This is a genomic window from Variovorax ureilyticus (assembly GCF_050632185.1).
GTDB lineage: Bacteria > Pseudomonadota > Gammaproteobacteria > Burkholderiales > Burkholderiaceae_C > Variovorax > Variovorax ureilyticus_A.
The window spans coordinates 412,375-432,581 of record NZ_CP192579.1 but is presented as its reverse complement, the minus strand read 5'-3'; the positions used below and the strand labels follow the sequence as shown (position 1 = coordinate 432,581).

15 protein-coding genes and 4 pseudogenes are annotated in these 20,207 nt (G+C 67.4%); 8 read left to right on the top strand and 11 right to left on the bottom strand.

Annotation, left to right across the window (positions count from 1 at the left end; all coding sequences use genetic code 11):
- Positions 1-200: 200 nt before the first annotated feature.
- The gene (gene tldD, locus ACQ858_RS02050) at positions 201-1,661 is read right to left on the bottom strand and encodes a metalloprotease TldD (protein ID WP_431275195.1); all 1,461 of its coding nucleotides are present in this window, start codon (positions 1,659-1,661) and stop codon (positions 201-203) included.
- 33 nt (positions 1,662-1,694) lie between these two features.
- Positions 1,695-2,849, bottom strand: a complete 1,155-nt coding sequence (rodA, locus tag ACQ858_RS02045) for a rod shape-determining protein RodA (RefSeq protein ID WP_431275194.1) — start codon at positions 2,847-2,849, stop codon at positions 1,695-1,697.
- 112 nt (positions 2,850-2,961) lie between these two features.
- Between rodA and ACQ858_RS02040 the strand changes: the two are divergent.
- From ACQ858_RS02040 to ruvC, 8 genes and pseudogenes are all read left to right on the top strand, one after another.
- Positions 2,962-3,560, top strand: a pseudogene (locus tag ACQ858_RS02040) (YqiA/YcfP family alpha/beta fold hydrolase).
- 48 nt (positions 3,561-3,608) lie between these two features.
- Positions 3,609-5,670: pseudogene (locus ACQ858_RS02035) on the top strand (ribonuclease catalytic domain-containing protein).
- Between the two features lie 170 nt (positions 5,671-5,840).
- On the top strand, positions 5,841-6,698 hold the full coding sequence (locus ACQ858_RS02030; RefSeq protein WP_431275193.1) for an energy transducer TonB: 858 nt from the start codon (positions 5,841-5,843) through the stop codon (positions 6,696-6,698).
- A pseudogene (aroE, locus tag ACQ858_RS02025) lies at positions 6,661-7,561 on the top strand (shikimate dehydrogenase). Before ACQ858_RS02030 ends, aroE begins: the two are co-directional and overlap by 38 nt.
- Complete coding sequence (gene mtgA, locus ACQ858_RS02020; RefSeq protein ID WP_431275192.1) at positions 7,558-8,307, top strand: monofunctional biosynthetic peptidoglycan transglycosylase; 750 nt, start codon at positions 7,558-7,560, stop codon at positions 8,305-8,307. Before aroE ends, mtgA begins: the two are co-directional and overlap by 4 nt.
- A 49-nt stretch (positions 8,308-8,356) precedes the next feature.
- A complete protein-coding gene (locus ACQ858_RS02015; RefSeq protein WP_431275191.1) occupies positions 8,357-9,031 on the top strand; it encodes a lysophospholipid acyltransferase family protein in 675 nt (224 codons plus the stop codon).
- 12 nt (positions 9,032-9,043) lie between these two features.
- The gene (locus tag ACQ858_RS02010) at positions 9,044-10,108 is read left to right on the top strand and encodes a phosphatidate cytidylyltransferase (RefSeq protein WP_431275190.1); all 1,065 of its coding nucleotides are present in this window, start codon (positions 9,044-9,046) and stop codon (positions 10,106-10,108) included.
- 117 nt (positions 10,109-10,225) lie between these two features.
- Positions 10,226-10,774 carry a crossover junction endodeoxyribonuclease RuvC gene (gene ruvC / locus ACQ858_RS02005; protein WP_431275189.1) on the top strand — a complete coding sequence of 183 codons (549 nt, stop codon included), beginning with the start codon at positions 10,226-10,228 and terminating at the stop codon, positions 10,772-10,774.
- 13 nt (positions 10,775-10,787) lie between these two features.
- Here the strand turns inward: ruvC and ACQ858_RS02000 are convergent, their stop codons facing one another.
- The 9 genes and pseudogenes from ACQ858_RS02000 to ftsW all read right to left on the bottom strand — a co-directional run bounded on the left by ACQ858_RS02000 (position 10,788) and on the right by ftsW (position 20,149).
- Positions 10,788-10,964 carry a hypothetical protein gene (locus ACQ858_RS02000; protein WP_431275188.1) on the bottom strand — a complete coding sequence of 59 codons (177 nt, stop codon included), beginning with the start codon at positions 10,962-10,964 and terminating at the stop codon, positions 10,788-10,790.
- Positions 10,965-10,977: 13 nt separating this feature from the next.
- A pseudogene (gene lpxC, locus ACQ858_RS01995) lies at positions 10,978-11,900 on the bottom strand (UDP-3-O-acyl-N-acetylglucosamine deacetylase).
- A 79-nt stretch (positions 11,901-11,979) separates the two neighbouring features.
- Positions 11,980-13,185 carry a cell division protein FtsZ gene (gene ftsZ / locus ACQ858_RS01990; protein ID WP_431275187.1) on the bottom strand — a complete coding sequence of 402 codons (1,206 nt, stop codon included), beginning with the start codon at positions 13,183-13,185 and terminating at the stop codon, positions 11,980-11,982.
- Between the two features lie 153 nt (positions 13,186-13,338).
- Positions 13,339-14,568 (bottom strand): cell division protein FtsA, encoded by a 1,230-nt coding sequence (gene ftsA / locus ACQ858_RS01985; RefSeq protein WP_431275186.1) that lies wholly within the window; start codon positions 14,566-14,568, stop codon positions 13,339-13,341.
- A gap of 32 nt (positions 14,569-14,600) precedes the next feature.
- Entirely contained in the window at positions 14,601-15,386 is a 786-nt protein-coding gene (locus ACQ858_RS01980; protein ID WP_431275185.1) for a cell division protein FtsQ/DivIB, read from the bottom strand.
- 2 nt (positions 15,387-15,388) lie between these two features.
- Positions 15,389-16,366: a D-alanine--D-alanine ligase gene (locus tag ACQ858_RS01975; protein WP_431275184.1), complete on the bottom strand. Its 978-nt coding sequence runs from the start codon at positions 16,364-16,366 to the stop codon at positions 15,389-15,391.
- The gene (gene murC / locus ACQ858_RS01970) at positions 16,363-17,784 is read right to left on the bottom strand and encodes a UDP-N-acetylmuramate--L-alanine ligase (protein WP_431275183.1); all 1,422 of its coding nucleotides are present in this window, start codon (positions 17,782-17,784) and stop codon (positions 16,363-16,365) included. The genes ACQ858_RS01975 and murC overlap by 4 nt, the downstream gene beginning before the upstream one ends.
- Positions 17,781-18,863, bottom strand: coding sequence for an undecaprenyldiphospho-muramoylpentapeptide beta-N-acetylglucosaminyltransferase (gene murG, locus ACQ858_RS01965; protein ID WP_431275182.1), 1,083 nt, complete (start codon positions 18,861-18,863; stop codon positions 17,781-17,783). The genes murC and murG overlap by 4 nt, the downstream gene beginning before the upstream one ends.
- Positions 18,860-20,149 (bottom strand): putative lipid II flippase FtsW, encoded by a 1,290-nt coding sequence (ftsW, locus tag ACQ858_RS01960; protein WP_431275181.1) that lies wholly within the window; start codon positions 20,147-20,149, stop codon positions 18,860-18,862. Before ftsW ends, murG begins: the two co-directional genes overlap by 4 nt.
- Between the last annotated feature and the right edge of the window lie 58 nt (positions 20,150-20,207).

The window sequence follows — 20,207 nt, the reverse complement described above, 5'->3', positions numbered from 1 at the left end:
TCGTGAATTCGTAGGGGCCAAGAAAAAACCGCCGGGCTTTTGGCACCGGCGGTTTTGGGAGGTTCTGTTTGTCTGCTTGCTTTACGCGCTCGCCTCTCGTCCGCCGATATTCGGGAACCAAAAGTAGGCAAAGAAATAAGCGCGGACTGCGGACATGAAGGAAGACTGTAGCACAGGCAAGGAAAATTCGGTGAACTCGTTCACGCCGTCCCGCCGACCGTGAGGCCATCGATGCGCAGCGTGGGCTGGCCGACGCCGACCGGCACGCTCTGGCCTTCCTTGCCGCAGGTGCCCACGCCCGGGTCGAGCGCCATGTCGTTGCCGATCATGATCACGCGGGTCAGCGCGTCGGGGCCGTTGCCCACCAGCGTCGCACCTTTCACGGGGTACTGGATCTTGCCGTTCTCCACCCAGTAGGCCTCGCTGGCAGAGAACACGAACTTGCCGCTCGTGATGTCGACCTGCCCACCGCCGAAGTTGACGGCATAGAGACCCTTCCTGATGCTCGCGACGATTTCTTCCGGCGCGTGGCTGCCGCCCAGCATGTAGGTGTTGGTCATGCGCGGCATCGGCGAGTGCGCGTAGCTCTCGCGCCGGCCGTTGCCGGTGGGCGCGGTCTTCATCAGGCGGGCATTGAGCGAATCCTGGATGTAGCGCTTGAGGATGCCATCCTCGATCAGCACATTGCGCTGCGTCGGGTTGCCTTCGTCGTCGACGTTGAGCGAGCCGCGGCGGTCGGCGATCGTGCCGTCGTCGAGCACGGTCACGCCCTTGGCCGCGACGCGCTCGCCGATGCGGCCGGAGAACGCGCTCGAGCCCTTGCGGTTGAAATCGCCTTCGAGCCCGTGGCCGATGGCCTCGTGCAGCAGGATGCCCGGCCAGCCGGGACCGAGCACCACGGTCATTTCACCGGCCGGCGCGGGGCGCGAATCCAGATTGGTGAGCGCGGACTTGACCGCCTGGTCGACGTATTCGGCGATATGTTCGTCATCGAAATAGGCGAGCCCGAAACGACCGCCACCGCCGCCGGAACCGACTTCGCGACGCCCGTTCTGCTCGGCAATGACTGTCACTGATAGACGCACCAGCGGACGCACATCCGCCGCCAGCGTGCCATCGGCGCGCGCGACGAGCACCACGTCGTACTCGCTCGCGAGTCCCGCCATGACCTGCGAGACGCGCGGATCGCGCGAGCGCGCGAGCTTTTCGACCTTTTCGAGGAGCTGGACCTTGCCGGTGCTGTCGAGCGTGGCAATCGGGTCGATGCCGCCATAGAGCGAACGACTTCCCGCTATCTTGCGCGCGGGCGCCTTGACACGCGCCGAGCGGCCGGCCGCCGAAATGCTGCGCACCGTGCGCGCCGCGTCGAGCAGCGAGGCTTCCGAGATGTCGTCCGAATAGGCGAACGCCGTCTTCTCGCCGCTCACCGCGCGCACGCCGACACCCTGGTCGATGCTGAAGCTGCCGGTCTTGACGATGCCTTCCTCGAGGCTCCAGCCCTCGCTGCGCGTGTATTGGAAGTAGAGATCGGCGTCGTCCACCTTGTGCGCGGCGATCTCGGCGAGCGCACGCGAGAGGTGCGATTCGTCGAGACCGAAGGGCGTGAGCAGGAGTTGCTGCGCGGTGGCGAGGCGCTCGATGGTCGGTTCGCGAGAGATCATCCAAACATTCTAGGCTCGCCCCCTCCAACCACGCTAAGTCTGAACCAATCGCTTCGCTCGGGCGATGGACATCAGGATGCCGAGCCCCAGGCCCAGCGTGACCATCGCGGTGCCGCCGTAGCTGATGAAGGGCAACGGCACGCCGACCACCGGCAGGATGCCGCTCACCATGCCCATGTTCACGAAGGCATAGGTGAAGAAGATCATGGTCACCGCGCCGGCCAGCAGGCGCGAGAAGAGCGTCGGCGCATCGAGCGCGATGAGCAGGCCGCGGAAGATCAGGAAGATGAACGACGCGATCAGGAACAGATTGCCGACGAGACCGAACTCCTCGGAGTAGGCCGCGAAGATGAAGTCGGTGGTGCGTTCGGGAATGAATTCCAGGTGCGTCTGGGTGCCCTGCATGAAGCCCTTGCCGGGCACACCGCCCGAGCCGATCGCGATCATCCCCTGGATGATGTGGAAACCCTTGCCGAGCGGGTCCTTGGTCGGGTCGAGCAGCGTGCAGATGCGCTGCTTCTGGTAGTCGTGAAGGACGCGCCAGTCGAAGCCGTCCGCGCACAGCTGCGACTCGAAACCGACGATCAGCGCCACCGCGATCAGGCCGATGACGACCGGCGGCACGATGAGCTTCCAGGGCAGCCCGGCGAAGAAGATCACCGACAGCCCGGTCGCCAGCACCAGCAGCGCGGTGCCGAGATCGGGCTGCTTCATGATGAGCCCGACCGGCACCGCGAGCAGCACCGTCGCCACCACGAAATCGAGCGCCCGCAACTGGCCCTCGCGACGCTGGAACCACCAGGACAGCATCAGCGGCATCGCGATCTTGAGAATCTCGCTGGGCTGGATCACGACCCCCACGTTGATCCAGCGCTGCGCCCCCTTCTTGGTGATCCCGAAGAGCGCGACCGCCACCAGCAGCGCCACGCCGAGGACATACAGCGGCGCCGCGAATTTCATCAGGCGCTGCGGCGGCACCTGCGCCACCACGAACATGATGCCGGCCGCGAGCAGCATGTTCCGGCCATGGTCCACGAAGCGCGTGCCATGGTCGTAGCCGGACGAATACATCGTCAGCAGCCCGGCACCCGCGAGCAGGAGAACGGCGAAAAGGAGATAACCGTCGAAACCCTGGAAGACCGGCAACAGGCGGCGTGCGAGCGAGGGTTGATGGAGGACGGCTGACATAGCCTTCAATTATCCCTCGCGCCGCACCCCGGCCCCACGGGCAGTGGGGCCGGCGACCGTTCGGTCCGGTCGGCTTTCGGGGTCATTCAGGCTGCGTTCGGATAATTGCCCCATGAATTCCGCGCCGCCCATCACCCACCTGCTCTATCTGCACGGCTTCCGCTCCTCGCCGCAGTCCACCAAGGCCCGGCTGATGGCGCAGCGCATCGCCCGGCAGCACCCCGGAACGACCTGGTGGTGCCCCCAGCTCCCACCGTCGCCGCGGGCGGCCATCGAGCTCGTCATGTCGGGCATCGCCGGCTGGCCGCAGGGGTCGATGGGCGTGGTGGGCTCCTCGCTCGGCGGCTTCTATGCCACCCACGTCGCGCAGAAGACGGGGTGCCGCGCGGTGCTGCTCAACCCGGCCGTGCATCCGGCCCGCGATCTCGCCGGCTACATCGGCGACCAGGTGGCCTGGCACGACCCGGCCGAGCATTTCTATTTCCGGCCCGAATACATCGAGGAATTGCGCGCACTCGAGGTCGGCCCGCTGTCGCATCCCGAGCGCGTCTTCGCGCTCATCGCCAAGGGGACGAGGTGCTGGATTGGAGGGAAATGTCCGCCCGCTATCCGGGAAGCAGGCTCAAGATCGTCGAAGGCGAGGACCACGCGCTGAGCGATTTCGAAGCCCAGCACCTCGACGAAGTGCTGGCCTTCCTGAACCCTGCCTGAGCGCCCGGGCGACCGAAAGCCGGTGCGCTGCGTGGGACAATCCGCGCCATGTTTGTATTGTTCGAAGAAGCCGGAAAGTACCTGGGCGGCCGCGTCCTGTCGGAGGCCGAGTCATCGGCCCAGGTCGAGCTCGAGACCGGCAAGCGCGTCAAGGTCAAGGGCGCCAACATCGTGCTGCGGTTCGAGAAGCCCGCGCCGGCCGAGCTGCTGGCAGAAGCGCGCGAGCTGGCCGCCGACGTCGACCTCGATCTGGCCTGGGAGTTCGCCCCCGAAGGCGAATTCGGATTCGCGGAACTCGCCGCCGAATACTTCCAGGCCCAGCCCACGCTGACACAGCAGGCCGCGGCACTGCTCGCGCTCTTCGATGCGCCGCACTATTTCCGCCGTGCCGGCAAGGGCCGCTTCAAGAAGGCGCCGGCCGAGATCCTGCAGCAGGCGCTCGCCGCCATCGAGAAAAAGAAGGCCATCCAGGCGCAGATCGTCGAATGGTCGGCGCAACTCGCCGCGGGCGAATGTCCCACGCCCGTGCGGGAACAGCTCTTCAAGATCCTCTTCAAGCCGGACAAGAACGCGCCCGAATACAAGGCCGTGGTCGAAGCGTCGCGCGCCACCCAGCGCCCGCCGCTCGAGCTGCTGAAGCAGGCGGGCGCGATCGATTCGTCCTACCAGTTCCACTGGCGGCGCTTCCTGTTCGACAACTTCCCGAAGGGCACCGGCTTCCCCGCGCTCGATGCGCCTGCGATCGCGGACGAACTGCCCGTGGCGAGCGTCCAGGCCTTCTCGATCGACGATTCGCACACCACCGAGATCGACGACGCCCTCTCGGTGCAGGGACTCGGCGGCGGCACGGTCGTGGTCGGCATCCACATCGCCGCACCGGGCCTCGCGCTCGCGCCGGGTAGCGCGATCGACCAGGTGGCGCGCTCGCGCATGTCCACCGTCTACATGCCGGGCTACAAGATCACGATGCTGCCGGACCACGTGGTCGATGCCTACACGCTGCAGGAAGGCCGCGACTGCCCCGCCGTGTCGCTCTACGCCACCTTCGACGAATCGACGCTCGAACTGAAGTCGACCGAGACGCGCCTGGAGCGCGTGCCGATCGTCGCCAACCTGCGCCACGACCAGCTCGACACCGTGATCTCGCAGGCGTGGCTCGAGGATTCGTCGGTGCAGGCCGACGGCACGCCCGATGTCGCCACGCGCGTTCGCCAGCCGCTAGCCTTTCTCTTCCGTCTCGCGAAGCATCTGAAAGCGCAGCGTGAAGTGGTGCGCGGCAAGCCCGAGACCTTCACCCGGCCCGACTACACCTTCCGGCTCGTCGGCAATGACGGCGAACCCACCGGTGCCGAGCGGGTGCAGATCTCGACGCGCCAGCGCGGCGCACCGCTCGACCTGATCGTCTCCGAGGCCATGATCCTGGCCAACAGCAGCTGGGGCGGCTGGCTGGCCGAACTGGGCGTGCCGGCCCTCTACCGCAGCCGAGGCCAGCCTCCTGCCCGGCATCAAGGTGCGCATGGGCACGCGCGCGCTGCCGCATGCGGGCCTCGGCGTGAAGAGCTATGCCTGGAGCACCTCGCCACTGCGCCGCTACACCGACCTCGTCAACCAGTGGCAGATCATCGCGGCCGCGCGCCACGGCAAGACCGCCGCGCTCGCCGCGCCCTTCAAGCCGAAGGACGCGGACCTGTTCTCGATCCTGTCCGGCTTCGATGCCGCCTACAGCGCCTACAACGCGCACCAGGGCGCCATGGAGCGCTTCTGGACGCTCAAGTACCTCGAGCAGGAAGGCATCACCGAGCTCGACGCCACGCTCATCAAGGACGCGCCGAACGGCGCGATGGTCCGCGCCGACATCCTCCCGCTCGTGTTCCAGGTGACGGGCACGCAAGGGCTGCAGCGCGGCGCGCGGGTGCGGGTCAAGCTCGGCGAGGTCGACGAGATTGCGCTGGACGTGCACGGCACCGTCATCGCGCGGCTCGACACCGCTGCGGCGGAAGCGGCGCCCGAGGAAGAAGGCGGCGAGGACGAGGAAGAGGTCGCCGGTCCCATCGCGATCGCGGTGGACCTGACCGACAGCGAGCCCGCCGCAGAAAACACGCCTGCCTGAAAGGCTGCCGGACATGTCCGTTCCCCACCAAGCTTCACGCAACTCACAGAGCATGAAACCGGCACAGCGAAACCCGGGAACCCCGCGGAACCGCCTCTGCCGGGCCGCCGGGGTTGCCCCCTGGAAGGGGTGCCCGAGCCACACGAAGTGGGCGAGGCTGGGGGTCAGCCATGAACCTGCGTGACCTCAGCACGCTGCAGATTGCGCTCGGCCTGTCGGTCATCGCCCACGCGGCCTTGCTGACCGTTCGCTTCGTGGACCCCGAGTCCTTCAACCGCGTCTTCAAGGAAACGCCGCTGGAGGTCATCCTGGTCAACGCCAAGACCAACGAACGCCCCGACAAGGCCCGGGCGATCGCGCAGGCCTCGCTGGCCGGCGGCGGCGATCTCGACAAGGGCCGCGCCACCAGCCCGCTGCCGCCTTCGACCTTCACCACCATCGGCGATTCGATGGAGGATGCGCAGCGCCAGGTCGACACGATGCAGCAGCAGCAGATGCTGCTGCTGACGCAGCTCAAGCAGCAGCTCGCCGCGATGCCGACGACGACCGACCCGCGCAACACGGGCGACCCGAGCGAGGTCGCCGCGCGCGAAGAGAAGCGTCGCCAGCTCATCCAGCTGCTCGCCGAGATCGAACGCCGCGTCAACGAGGAGAACGCACGACCCAAGAAGCGCTACCTCAGTCCCGCCACGCGCGAGGCCGCCTATGCGGCCTACGTCGATGCGCTGCGCCGCAGGATCGAAGTGCGCGGCACCGAGAACTTCCCCGAAGCCGGCGGCAAGAAGCTGTACGGCGAGCTCACGATGATGGTGACGGTCAATTTCGACGGCTCGATCCTGGCGACCGACGTCATCGAAAGTTCCGGCAACAAGATGCTCGACCGCCGCGCGCAGGCTATCGTCCGCAGCATCGGCAGCTTCGGCAAGTTCACCGACGCGATGCGGCGGCAGACCGACCAGATCGTACTGCCGTCGCGCTTCAAGTTCACCCATGACGAGACGCTGGAGACCCAGCTCTCGTCCAGATGACGAAGACGAGGGAGGCTCCGTGGATCTCTACTGTGTGATGGGCAATCCGGTCGAGCACAGCCGCTCGCCATGGATTCATGCGCGCTTCGCCGAACTGACCGGGCAGCAGCTCGACTACGGCCGGCGGCTCGTGCCGCTCGGCGGCTTCGACGCGGCCGTGGGAAGCCTTCCGCCGCGAGACCTCGGGCACGGCGCGCGGCTGCAACGTCACCGTGCCCTTCAAGTTCGATGCGGCGGCGCTCTCGCAGCACCTGACGCCGCGCGCCGCGCTCGCGCGCGCCGTCAACGTGCTGAGCTTTCGCGAAGACGGCATCCACGGCGACAACAGCGACGGCGTCGGCCTCGTCAACGACATCACGCTGCACGCCGGCATCGCGATCGCGGGCCGCGATCTGCTGCTGCTCGGCGCAGGCGGCGCGGCGGCCGGCGTGCTCGGACCGCTGATCCAAGCCGGACCGCGCCGGCTGGTCGTGGCAAACCGCACGCTCGCCAAGGCGATCGCCCTCGTCCAGCAGCACGCGGCGCTCGCGCTGCAGCACCACGTCGAGCTCGAAGCGCAGGCGCTGCATGCCGTTCCGGGCGCGTTCGACCTGCTCGTGAATGCCACCGCATCGAGCCTCGCCGGCGGTGAAGTGCCGGTGGCCGCCAGCGTGCTCAAGCGCGGGGCGCTCGCGGTCGACATGATGTACGGCCCCGCCGCGGCCGGTTTCATGGGCTGGGCGCGCGAGCACGGTGCGGTGCCGCGCGACGGCCTCGGCATGCTGGTGGAACAGGCGGCCGAAGCCTTCCAGACCTGGCGCGGCGTGCGGCCGCCCACGGCCAAGGTGCTGGCCGAGCTGCGCGCGATCGTCGAAGCCAAGTGAAGCCGGTCCTGCGCTGGCTCGGCTGTCTGCTGATCGCGGCCTTCGCGCTGCAACTCTTCTTCGTCCTGCGCATCGCGGCGATGGCGGTGGTCGATCCCGAATCGACCGCATTCCAGCGCTCCGAGGCCTGGCGGGTCGCCACGCAGGGCCGCACCAATGGCGAGCGCGAATGGCGGCAGCGCTGGGTACCTTATGCGCAGATCTCCGATTCGCTCAAGCGTGCCGTGATCGCCAGCGAGGACAGCGAGTTCATCTATCACCAGGGCGTGGAATGGGAAGCGGTCGAGCGCGCCCGCCAGCGCAATGCCAAGGCAGAGGAGATCGCCGCCAGGCGCGCTGCGCAGATGCGCGCACGCGGCAAGGAACCACGGCCGCCGCAGTTGCGAGGCGGGTCGACCATCACGCAGCAGCTGGCAAAGAACCTGCTGCTGTCGAGCGAACGCACCATGCTGCGCAAGGCGCAGGAGCTGATGCTCGCGACCACGCTCGAAATCCTGCTCGGCAAGCAGCGCATCCTCGAGATCTACCTCAACAACGTGGAATGGGGCGAAGGCATCTTCGGCGCCGAGGCCGCAGCCCAGCACTACTTCCGCAAGCCCGCCGCGCGACTCACCGCAAGCGAAGCAGCTCGGCTCGCGGTGATGCTCCCGAGCCCGAAGTTCTTCGAGCGCCGGCAGGGCTCCGGCTACCTCGCCGGGCGCACCGCCTCGATCGTCGCGCGCATGCCCGCCGCCGAGCTGCCTTGAGCATCGGCGGACCCGCCTCGATGACGGCGGGGAGCAAATATGATCAGCCATGCTTGCAAAGTTCATGGGGTGGGGGTTGCTTGCCGCCATCCGCCTGCTCACGGGTGCCCAGGCGCGCTGGTGGGGTTGTCCGCCGAAGGCCGAGCAGCGCATCTACTTCGCCAACCATCAGAGCCATCTGGACCTCGTGATGATCTGGGCCGCCCTGCCGGAGGAGCTGCGCAGCATCACGCGGCCGATCGCAGCGCGCGACTACTGGGCGACCACGCCGTTCAAGCGCTGGATCACGACCGAGGTCTTCAACGCGATCTACGTCGAGCGCGGCGGAAGCGCGGCGGCTGCCCCGCCCGCGCTCGAGCAAGCTGCGGCGCCGCAGGTCATCCCCGGGAGCGCCGAGGCACTCGCGCCGCTCCAGCCGCTGATCGAGGCCCTGCGAAGCGGCGACTCGATCATCATCTTTCCCGAAGGCACGCGCGGCAACACCGGCGTGCCGCAGAAATTCAAGTCAGGCCTCTTCACGCTGGCGCAGATGTTTCCCGAGGTCGTGCTGGTGCCCGCGTGGATCGACAACGTGCAGCGCGTGATGCCCAAGGGCGAGGTGGTGCCGGTGCCGATCCTCTGCTCGGTGACCTTCGGCACCCCGATCCGCCTCGAGGAAGGCGAGGAACGCCGTCCGTTCCTCGATCGCGCCCGCGAAGCGGTGATTGCGTTGCGCAATGTCTAGGGCCGTCCTCACATGAACGAATTCCTGCGCAATCTCACGCCGACCCAGCAGGTCGCGGCTCTCTTCTTCATCGTCTTCGGCATTCTTTTCGTCGTGAGCACGGCCGCCTTCCTGCTGAGCCTCAGGGAAAGGCGCAACCCGGTCCATGACGAGATCTGGCAGCGCGAGCTGCAGCATTTCCGTTCGCTGCTGCGCACCAGCTGGGTGATGGCGATCATCTTCTGGGTCGGCTGGACCCTGGGCGAGACGGTCGCGACGGTGCTCTTCGCACTCATCTCTTTCTTCGCGCTGCGCGAGTTCATCACACTGTCGCCCACACGGCGCGGGGACCATCGCAGCCTGATCCTGGCCTTCTTCGTCGTGCTGCCGATCCAGTTCTGGCTGGTCGCGACTGCGCACTTCGACCTCTTCACCGTGTTCATCCCGGTGTACGTCTTTCTCGCGATTCCGGTGGTGAGCGCGCTGGCCGACGACCCGAGCCGCTTCCTCGAACGCAATGCCAAGCTGCAATGGGGGATCATGGTCTGCGTCTACGGGCTCAGCCACGTGCCGGCACTGCTGCTGCTGTCCTTCCCGCGCTACGAGGGCAAGAGTGCGTTCCTCGTGTTCTATCTGGTGATCGTGGTGCAGACCTGCATGCTCGTGCAGCACCTCGTCTCGCGGCGGAAGTCGATGCCGCCCACCGGCGTACCTTCGGACGAGATGCCCAAGGGCTGGCTGGGACCGCTGCGGCATCGCCTGTTCATGCAGCCGCCCTTCGCGCCCCACGTGAGTCGCAGCTTCAACTGGACCAGCTGGGCCCTCGGCATGGCGATCGCGAGCCTCTTCGGTGCGCTGCTGTCGTTCATCACGCCGTTCAAGTACGGGCAGGCGCTCGCGATGTCGCTGATCGCCTGCGCGGCCGGCTCGATGGGCCACCTGGTGATGAAGGCGCTCAAGCGCGATCGCGGCATTCCCAACTGGGGTCAGCGCGGCGTGGGCGTGACGGGCGCCAATGGCCTGCTCGACCGGGTCGATGCGCTGTGCTTCGCCGCGCCGGTGTTCTTCCATGCAGTACGCTGGTACTTCAACGCATGACAAGGATCACCCCCAGCCTCGCCCACTTCGTGTGGCTCTGCACCCCCTTCCAGGGGGCCATCCCGGCGGCCCGGCAAAGCCGGTTCCGTGGGATTCCTGGCCTGGAGAGGTGCTGACATGCGCATTCTCGGCATTGATCCCGGCCTGCAGACCACCGGCTTCGGCGTGGTGGACGTCGACGGCCATTCGCTGGGCTACGTCGCCAGCGGCACCATCAGCACGCGCCACATCGGCAAGGGCCAGTTGCCGACGCGGCTCAAGGTGCTGTTCGACGGCATCGGAGAGATCAACGAACGCTACAAGCCCGATGCGGCGGCGGTGGAGATCGTGTTCGTCAACGTCAATCCGCAATCCACCCTGCTGCTCGGCCAGGCGCGCGGCGCGTGCCTCACAGCGCTGGTCGCCTGCAACCTCCGCGTGGCCGAATACACGGCGCTGCAGATGAAGCAGGCCGTCGCGGGACACGGCAACGCCGCCAAGGCCCAGGTGCAGGAGATGGTGAAGCGCCTGCTTCATCTGCCCGGCGTGCCGGGCAGCGATGCGGCGGATGCGCTGGGCATTGCCATCACGCACGCGCACGTGGGCCGCTCGATGGCGCGTCTGGAAACAGCGGCGGTGCTGGAAAAAGGCCTCGCCGGAAGATACCGGCAGGGGCGCACGCGCTAGCCTGCGCCGCCCGCTAGAAAACGCGCTCGGCGATCAGCACCGCGAAGAAGCCGAAAGCCGCGAGCAGTGTCCACTTGAGGACGATCCAGCCGAAGCGCCGGTACCTGACCTGCCCCGTTCCCGCGTAGAACGCGAACGAAGCGCCGGCCACCAACAGAAGCAGGAGGATGGCCCAGCGAAAAAGAAGCATCGCGTTCGTAGCCCTACCAGGCGCGAGCGACTTCGGCGAAACCGGCCGGCGCGCGGCGCTCGTCGTCGAAGGTCACGATCTCGTGCGCATCCTCGTGCGCCAGCAACTCGCGCAGCAGCTTGTTGTTGAGCGCATGGCCCGAACGGAACGCGCTGTAGGCCGCCAGCAACGGCTGGCCGATGACGTAGAGGTCGCCCATCGCGTCGAGGATCTTGTGCTTGACGAACTCGTCGTCGTAGCGCAGCCCCCGGCATTGAGCACCTTGGTGTCGTCCATCACGATCGCGTTGTCGAGACCGCCGCCGAGCGCCAGTCCTTTCGAGCGCATGTACTCGACTTCCTTGGTGAACCCGAAGGTGCGCGCACGGGCGATATCCTGGCTGTAGGAGCCGCTTCCGAGGTCGAACTCGAAGCGCTGCCCGGTCGAACTGACCACGCGATGGTCGAAGTCGATCTCGAAGCTGAGCTTGAAGCCGTGGTACGGCGCGAGCCGCGCCCACTTCTCGTCGGCGCCCTGGCCTTCGCGCACTTCGATGGGCCGAGTCACGCGGATGAACCGGCGCGGGGCGTTCTGCAACTCGATGCCGGCGCTTTGCAGCAGGAACACGAAGGACGAGGCGGACCCGTCGAGGATCGGCACTTCGTCCGCGGTGATGTCGATCAGGAGATTGTCGATGCCAAGACCGGCGCAGGCCGACATCAGGTGCTCGACGGTCTGCACCTTCGCGCCGCCCGAGGACACGGTGGAGGCGAGGCGCGTGTCGGTGACCGCCTCGGCGGTCATCGGGATCTCGACCGGCTCGGGCAGGTCCACCCGCCGGAACACGATGCCGTGATTCACCGGCGCAGGACGCAGCGTGAGCTCCACGCGCTGGCCGCTGTGGAGCCCCACGCCGACGGCACGGCTGATCGATTTGAGAGTACGTTGTGGAAGCACGGGCGCGATTTTAAGAGCGCGAGGCGCCCGGCGTACCGCCCGCCTCGCTATGTCCGCGATAGCTTCCACCGAGCCCCCGTCAGTCCGCTTGTCTGCGCAGGAAAGCGGGGATCTCGAAATCGTCCATCCCACCCGACGACAGCGCATCCACCTTCGCGGCGGCCATCGTGCGGTTGGTGCGCCACACGCTCGGCACCGCCATGCCGTCGTAGTTCGGCTGGCTGGCGGCATGGCCGACCCCCGCGCCGAGCGTCGGAACGGTGAACGGGATGTTGTCGGTGCCGGTGCGGATCACCTCGAGCGTCGGCGCCCGGCGGCGCGCATCCTGGCGCGAGAGGCCGGTCGCGACCACGGTCACGCGCATCTCGTCGCCGAGGTTCTCGTCGTAGGCCGCACCGTAGATGACGTGCGCGTCGGGCGACGCGTAGGCGCGGATGGTGTTCATCGCGAGCTTCGACTCGCTCAGCTTCAGGGAAGCCTTCGATGCGGTCACCAGCACCAGCACGCCCTTGGCGCCCGAGAGGTCGATGCCTTCGAGCAGCGGGCAGGCCACGGCCTGTTCGGCGGCAATGCGGGCGCGGTCCGGGCCGCTCGCGGCGGCCGTGCCCATCATGGCCTTGCCGGGCTCGCCCATCACGGTGCGCACGTCTTCGAAGTCGACGTTCACGCCGCCGTACTCGTTGATGATTTCCGAGATCCCGCCGACCGCGTTCTTCAGCACGTCGTTGGCATGCCCGAAAGCCTCTTCCTGCGTCACGTCCTCGCCCAGCACGTCGAGCAGCTTCTCGTTGAGCACCACGATCAGCGAATCGACGTTGGCTTCGAGCTCGTTCAGGCCGGTCTCGGCGTTGGTCATGCGGCGGCCGCCTTCCCAGTCGAAGGGCTTGGTCACCACGCCGACGGTAAGGATGCCCATCTCCTTCGCGACGCGCGCGATCACCGGTGCGGCGCCGGTGCCGGTGCCGCCGCCCATGCCTGCCGTAATGAACAGCATGTGCGCGCCGGCGATGGCTTCTCGAATGTCGTCCACCGCGGCTTCCGCGGCGTCACGGCCCTTCTCGGGCTTGCTTCCCGCGCCCAGCCCGTTGGTACCGAGCTGGATGGTCTTGTGCGCATTGCTGCGCGACAACGCCTGCGCGTCGGTGTTGGCGGAGATGAACTGAACACCTTGCACGCCACGATCGATCATGTGGGCGACCGCGTTGCCGCCGCCACCCCCGACGCCGATCACCTTGATCTGAGTCCCCTGATTGAACTCCTCGATCTCGATCATTTCGATTGCCATGTTCTGACTCCTTGAATATGCAGTTGCCATGTTTGTGAATGAATTTGTTGTTGGAACCGTTGACGTGTCAGCGCGGTGGTCCGGTTCTTCGCCATCGCTCGTTGAAATGCCGCGGCGGCCCCGCACGCGCCAGCCAGAGTGGGGAGCCGTTCATCAGAAGTTCCCTACGATGAAGTCCTTGAAGCGGCCGAAGGCCGTCTTCACGGAACCATTTTTCTGGGCGACCTTGAAGCCGCGCATGCGCGCATAGCGCGCTTCCTCGAGCAGCCCCATCACCGTCGCGGCCCTCGGCTGCGCCACCATATCGGACAGCGCGCTCGAGTATTTAGGAATCCCCCGGCGCACCGGTTTCAGAAAGATGTCCTCGCCGAGTTCCACCATGCCGGGCATCACCGCGCTGCCGCCGGTGAGCACGACACCGGACGAGAGCACCTCCTCGTAGCCCGACTCGCGAATCACCTGCTGCACGAGCGAGAAGATCTCCTCGATGCGCGGCTCGATCACGCCCGCCAGCGCCTGTTTGCTCAGAAGACGCGGGCCGCGATCGCCGAGCCCCGGCACCTCGACCTGCGTTTCCGGATCGGCCAGGAGCTGCTTCGCAAAGCCGTTCTCGACCTTGATGTCCTCGGCGTCCTTGGTCGGCGTGCGCAACGCCATCGCGATGTCGCTGGTGATGAGATCACCCGCGATCGGGATCACCGCCGTGTGCCGGATCGCGCCGTTGGTGAAGATCGCCACGTCGGTCGTGCCCGCGCCGATGTCCACCAGCACCACGCCGAGCTCGCGCTCGTCCTCGGTCAGCACCGCCTGGCTCGATGCGAGGGGGTTCAGCATCAACTGATCCACTTCGAGACCGCAGCGGCGCACGCACTTGATGATGTTCTCGGCCGCGCTCTGCGCACCCGTCACGATGTGCACCTTGGCTTCGAGCCGCATGCCGCTCATGCCGATCGGCTCCTTGACGTCCTGACCGTCGATCACGAACTCCTGCGGCTCCACGAGCAGGAGGCGCTGGTCGCTCGAGATGTTGATCGCGCGCGCCGTCTCGACCACGCGCGCCACGTCGGCCGGCGTGACTTCCTTGTCCTTCACTGCCACCATGCCGCTCGAATTGATGCCGCGGATGTGGCTGCCGGTGATGCCGGTGTAGACGCGGCCGATCTTGCAGTCGGCCATCAGCTCGGCTTCCTTGAGCGCCTGCTGGATGCTCTGCACCGTCGCATCGATGTTCACCACCACGCCGCGCTTGAGTCCGTTGCTCGGCGCGATCCCCAACCCCGCCAGCTTGAGCTCGCCGTTGGGCAGCACTTCGGCGACCACCGCCATCACCTTGGCAGTGCCGATGTCGAGGCCGACAACGAGATCTTTGTAGTCTTTGGACATGAAGCTTCCTCTGTTCGCTTTCTCTCTTGTGCTTACTTCTTCTTCGGCAGGTCGGGCACCACCGTCGTCACGCCGCGCAGACGCAGCGCGTAGCCCTCGTTGTGCCGAAGATCGGCGCCCTCGACCGACGCAACCGTTCGCCCGTACTGGCTCGCCACCGGCGTGACCGTGCGCAGGAACCGCTGCGTACGCGCCACCACTTCGTCGCCCTGGCCTCGCCCGAGCTCGATGACCGCACCGCTGTCGAGCGTCGCGCGCCAGCTTCCGCGGCTCGACAGCGTCAGCTCGTCGAGCGCGAGGTCGTAGGGCTTGAACAGCGGCGCCAGCACGCGGTACATGCCGAGCACCTGGCCTGCCTGCTCGACCGGCCCGTCGAGGCGCGGCAGGTCGTCGTCGACTTCCGCCACGTTGGCATCGAAGACCTCGCCGAAGCCGTTGATGAGCCGCGAGCCGGCGTCGTCGCCCCAGTGCGCAACCGGCTGGTGCTCGGTCAGCGTCACGCGCAGCCTGTTCGGGAACTCGCGGCGGACCACCGCCTTGCGCACCCACGGCACCGACTCGAAGGCGGTGCGCGCACGCGCCAGATCGACCGTGAAGAAGTTGCCCGCGAGCTGCGGCGCCACGTTGGCGCGCAGCGTCACCGCGTTGTTGTGCGTGACCTCGCCGTCGACCTTGATGCCGGCCAGCGGGAAGAAGGGCTGACGCAGCACCCACCATGCGCCCGCGGCGAGCATCACGAGCGCGAACAGCGCGAACACCAGGGTCGCGGTCACGTTCATGAGCTTGACGTCGAAGGGCACGGGGACGCTGTGGGCCATGTTCATCCTTCCGCGCGTTCGTTGCCCGAATCGAGCATGGCCGAAGCGAGCACCCGCAGGCACAGCTCCTCGTAGGGAATGCCGGCCGCCCGCGCCGACATCGGCACGAGCGAATGGCTGGTCATGCCCGGCGAGGTGTTCATCTCGAGCAGGAAGGGCTTGCGGTCGCTCGCGCGGATCATCAGGTCGGCACGCCCCCATCCACGGCAGCCGAGCTGGTGGTAGGCCGCGAGCGTGATGCGGCGGATCTCCGCCTCCTCCGCGGGCGGCAGGCCGCTCGGGCAGTGGTATTTCACGTCGTCGGTGAAGTACTTGTTCTGGTAGTCGTAAGCCCCCTTCGGCGCGGCGATGCGCACCACCGGCAGCGCGACGGCATCGAGGCCGCTGCCCAGCACCGCGCAGGTGACTTCCTCGCCTTCGATGAACTCCTCGCACAGCACATCGGGGTCGTAGCGCACCGCCAGCGCGACGGCATCCTGCATCTGGGAATAGCCCTCGACCTTGGTCACGCCGATGGACGAACCCTCGCGCGGCGGCTTCACGATCAGCGGCAGGCCGAGCACGTCGGGCACCGCATTGATCTGCTCGCGGCTCTGCTGGTCGAAGGCGAGGCGAACGTAGTGCGGCGTCGGCAGACCGTCGGCCTGCCAGATGCGCTTGGTCATGACCTTGTCCATCGCCACGCTCGACGCCATCACGCCCGAGCCGGTGTACGGGATGCCGAGCAGTTCGAGCGCACCCTGCACCGTGCCGTCCTCGCCGTGCCGGCCGTGCAGAGCCACGAAGCAGCGCTGGAAGCCCTCGCGACGCAGCTCGACGAGATCCCGCTCGGCGGGATCGAAGGCATGCGCATCCACGCCGATCGACTGCAGCGCGCCCAGCACGCCCGTGCCGGACATGATGGAGATTTCGCGTTCGGCCGAAGTGCCGCCGAACAGCACGGCAACCTTGCCGAATGACTTGGGATCGATCACGCTCACTGCGCACTCCCTTCGCGCATTGCAATTTCGACGACCTTGGCGGGCACGGCGCCGATCGAGCCCGCGCCCATGCAGATCACCACGTCGCCGGCGCGCGCGTTGTCGAGGATGGCCTGCGGCATCGCCGCGATGTTGTCGACGAACACCGGCTCGACCTTGCCCGCGACGCGCAATGCACGCGCGAGCGAACGGCCGTCGGCCGCCACGATCGGCGCCTCGCCCGCGGCATAGACCTCGCCGAGCAGCACCGCATCGGCCTGCCCGATGACCTTGACGAAATCCTCGAAGCAATCGCGCGTGCGCGTGAAGCGGTGCGGCTGGAAGGCCAGCACCAGCCGCCGTCCCGGGAACGCGCCACGCGCGGCCGCGATGGTCGCGGCCATTTCGACCGGGTGATGGCCGTAGTCGTCGATCAGCGTGAAGCTACCGGCATCGCCTTGGGCGGCCGGGACTTCGCCATAGCGCTGGAAACGCCGCCCCACGCCCTTGAAGTCGGCGAGGCCGCGCTGCACCGCTTCGTCGGGGATGCCCAGCTCGACCGCGACCGCGATCACCGACAGCGCATTGCGCACGTTGTGCTCGCCGGGCAGGTTCAGCACGATGTCGAGGTCGGGCAGCGTCACGCCGTTGCGCCGCTGCGCCGTGAAGTGCATCTGAGCGCCGACCGCGCGGACGTTGACCGCGCGGACCTGGGCGCCCTCGTCGAAACCGTAGCTCGTGACCGGGCAGGACACCTCGGTCACGATCTGGCGCACTGCCGGATCGTCGGTGCAGAGAATCGCCACGCCATAGAACGGCATGCGGTGCAGGAAATCGACGAAGGCCTTCTTGAGCCGCGCGAAGTCGTGCCCGTAGGTCTCCATGTGGTCGGCGTCGATGTTCGTGACCACCGCCATGATCGGCAGCAGGTTCAGGAACGAGGCATCGGACTCATCGGCCTCGACCACGATGTAGTCGCCGCTGCCGAGCCGCGCATTGGCGCCCGCGCTGTTGAGCCGGCCGCCGATCACGAAGGTCGGGTCGAGCCCCGCCGCCGCGAGCACGCTCGCGACGAGGCTCGTCGTGGTCGTCTTGCCGTGCGTGCCGGCGATCGCGATGCCCTGCTTGAGCCGCATCAGCTCGGCCAGCATCAGCGCGCGCGGCACCACGGGGATGCGCTTCTCGCGCGCCGCGACCACCTCGGGGTTGTCGGCGTGCACCGCGGTCGAGGTGACGACCGCGTCCGCGCCCGCGATGTGCGCCGCGTCGTGGCCCACGAAGGTGGTGATGCCCAGGCCCGCGAGCCGCCGCAGCGTCGCGCTGTCGGCAAGGTCCGAGCCCGAGATTCTGTAGCCCAGGTTGAGCAGCACTTCGGCGATGCCGCTCATGCCCGAGCCGCCGATGCCCACGAAGTGGATGTGATGGATCGCGTGTTTCATGAGCGCCCTCCACGTGCAGGTTCAGCGAGCTCTTCGCAAGCGCGGACCACGGCGTCCACCGCCTCGGTTTTCCGCATCGTCCGGGCTTTCAGGGCCCGGTCCAGGAGCGCATCGCGCCCCGTTTTCTTTAGCAAGTCAGCCAGCAATTCAGGTGTCAGTTCAGTTTGCTGGACGAGCCAGCCGCCGCCCGCATCGACAAGGAAGCGCGCGTTGGTGGTCTGGTGGTCGTCCACGGCGGAAGGAAAAGGCACGAACAGCGCTGCTGCGCCGACGGCCGCGATTTCGGTGACGGTGCTCGCGCCGGCGCGCGCGACGATGAGGTCGGCGTCGGCATAGGCACGAGCGGTGTCGTCGATGAAGGGAGTGAGCTCGCCCTCGACGCCCGCCTGGGCGTAGTTGGCGCGAAGCTCGTCGATCTGTTTGGCGCCGCTCTGGTGCGTGACGCTCGGACGCTGGGCCGGCGCGATCAGTGCAAGCGCCTTCGGCACCACCGCATTGAGCGCCTTCGCGCCCAGGCTGCCGCCCACGACCAGCAGCTTGAGCGGCCCGGTGCGACCGGCGAAGCGGGCGGACGGCGCCCCCTGCGCGGTGAACGCCGCGCGCAGCGGGTTGCCCACCCACTGCGCCTTCTTGAGGACGTTGGGGAACGCGGTGAACACGCGGTCCGCCACACGCGCGAGGATCTTGTTGGCCAGGCCCGCGACCGAGTTCTGCTCGTGCAGCACCAACGGCTTGCCGAGCAGCACGCTCATCATGCCGCCGGGGAAGGTGATGTAGCCGCCAAGCCCCACCACCACGTCCGGCCGGACGCGGCGCACCACGCCCAGGCTCTGCCAGCAGGCGCGCAAGAGGCGCACGGGCAGCAACGCGAGCGTGAGCGGCCCCTTGCCGCGCACCCCGCCGAACTGCACCGGCTCGAAGGCGAAGCCGCGCGGCGGCACGAGTTGGTGCTCCATGCTGCCGGGCGCGCCCAGCCAGTGCACGCGCCAGCCGCGATCGCGCAGCGCCTCGGCCACGGCCAGCCCCGGGAAGATGTGCCCGCCCGTGCCGCCCGCCATGACGAGTGCCGTCCGGGTCATACGCGGCCTCCACGCATCAGAACGCGGTTCTCGTAATCGATCCGCAGCACCACCGCGAGCGCAATCACATTCATCAGGATGGCCGAACCGCCGAAGCTCATCAGCGGCAGCGTGAGCCCCTTGGTCGGCAGCGCGCCGAGGTTCACGCCCATGTTGATGAAGGTCTGGAAGCCGATCCAGATGCCCACGCCCTGCGCCACCAGGCCCGAGAACACGCGGTCGAGCGCGATCGCCTGCCGGCCGATGTGCATGATGCGGCGCGTGAGCCAGAGGAACAGGCCGATCGCCATCAGCACGCCCACAAGGCCGAACTCCTCGCCGATCACGGCCATCAGGAAGTCGGTGTGCGCTTCGGGCAGCCAGTGCAGCTTCTCGACGCTGCCGCCGAGGCCGACGCCGAAGATCTCGCCGCGACCGATCGCGATCAGCGAGTGCGAGAGCTGGTAGCCCTTGCCGAGCGCGTGCTCCTCGCTCCACGGATCGAGGTACGCGAAGATCCGCTCGCGCCGCCACGGGCTGGTCGCCACGATGGTGCCGAAGGCCACCACCACGAGCGCGGCGATCACGAAGAACATGCGCGCGTTCACGCCGCCGAGGAACAGGATGCCCATCGCGATCACCGCGATCACCATGAAGGCGCCCATGTCGGGCTCGGCCATCACCAGCATGCCGACCACGACCACCGCGATGCCCATCGGCAGCACCGCGCGGAAGAAGCGCTCCTTGATCTCCATCTTGCGGACCATGTAGCTGGCCGCGTAGAGGATCATCGCGAACTTCGCGAGCTCCGAAGGCTGGAAGCGCATGAAGCCCAGCGGCAGCCAGCGTCGTGCACCGTTGACGTTGATACCGAGGTGCGGGATCAACACCACCACCAGCATCAGCAGCGACACGACGAAGAGCCACGGCGCGACGCGCTCCCAGGTCCGCATCGGCACCTGGAACGCGAGCATGCCGGCGACGAAGGCGATCACGAGGGACGCGGCATGGCGCGTGAGGAAGAAGATGGGGCTGTAGCCGGCGCGCGCGAAGCGCGGGTTGTCCGGCATCGCGATGGAGGCCGAATAGACCATCACCAGCCCCCAGGCCAGCAACGCGACCGTGACCCAGACCAGCGCCTGGTCGAAGCCCAGCACCCGCACCGGCGCAGCCTTGGTCTGCGTCATGCCGGCGCTGCCGAGGTGCACCGGCAGGTGGATCGGCAGCGCATCGATGCCGCTCTTCGCGCGACTGAACCAGCCGGCGAAGCGGCCGGTCTTTCCGGTCGAGGCGGGGACTGCGCTCATGCAAGCCCCCATGCTCGGCACTTCGTGTCCTCGCTGCCCCCCGAGGGGGCGCGAGCTT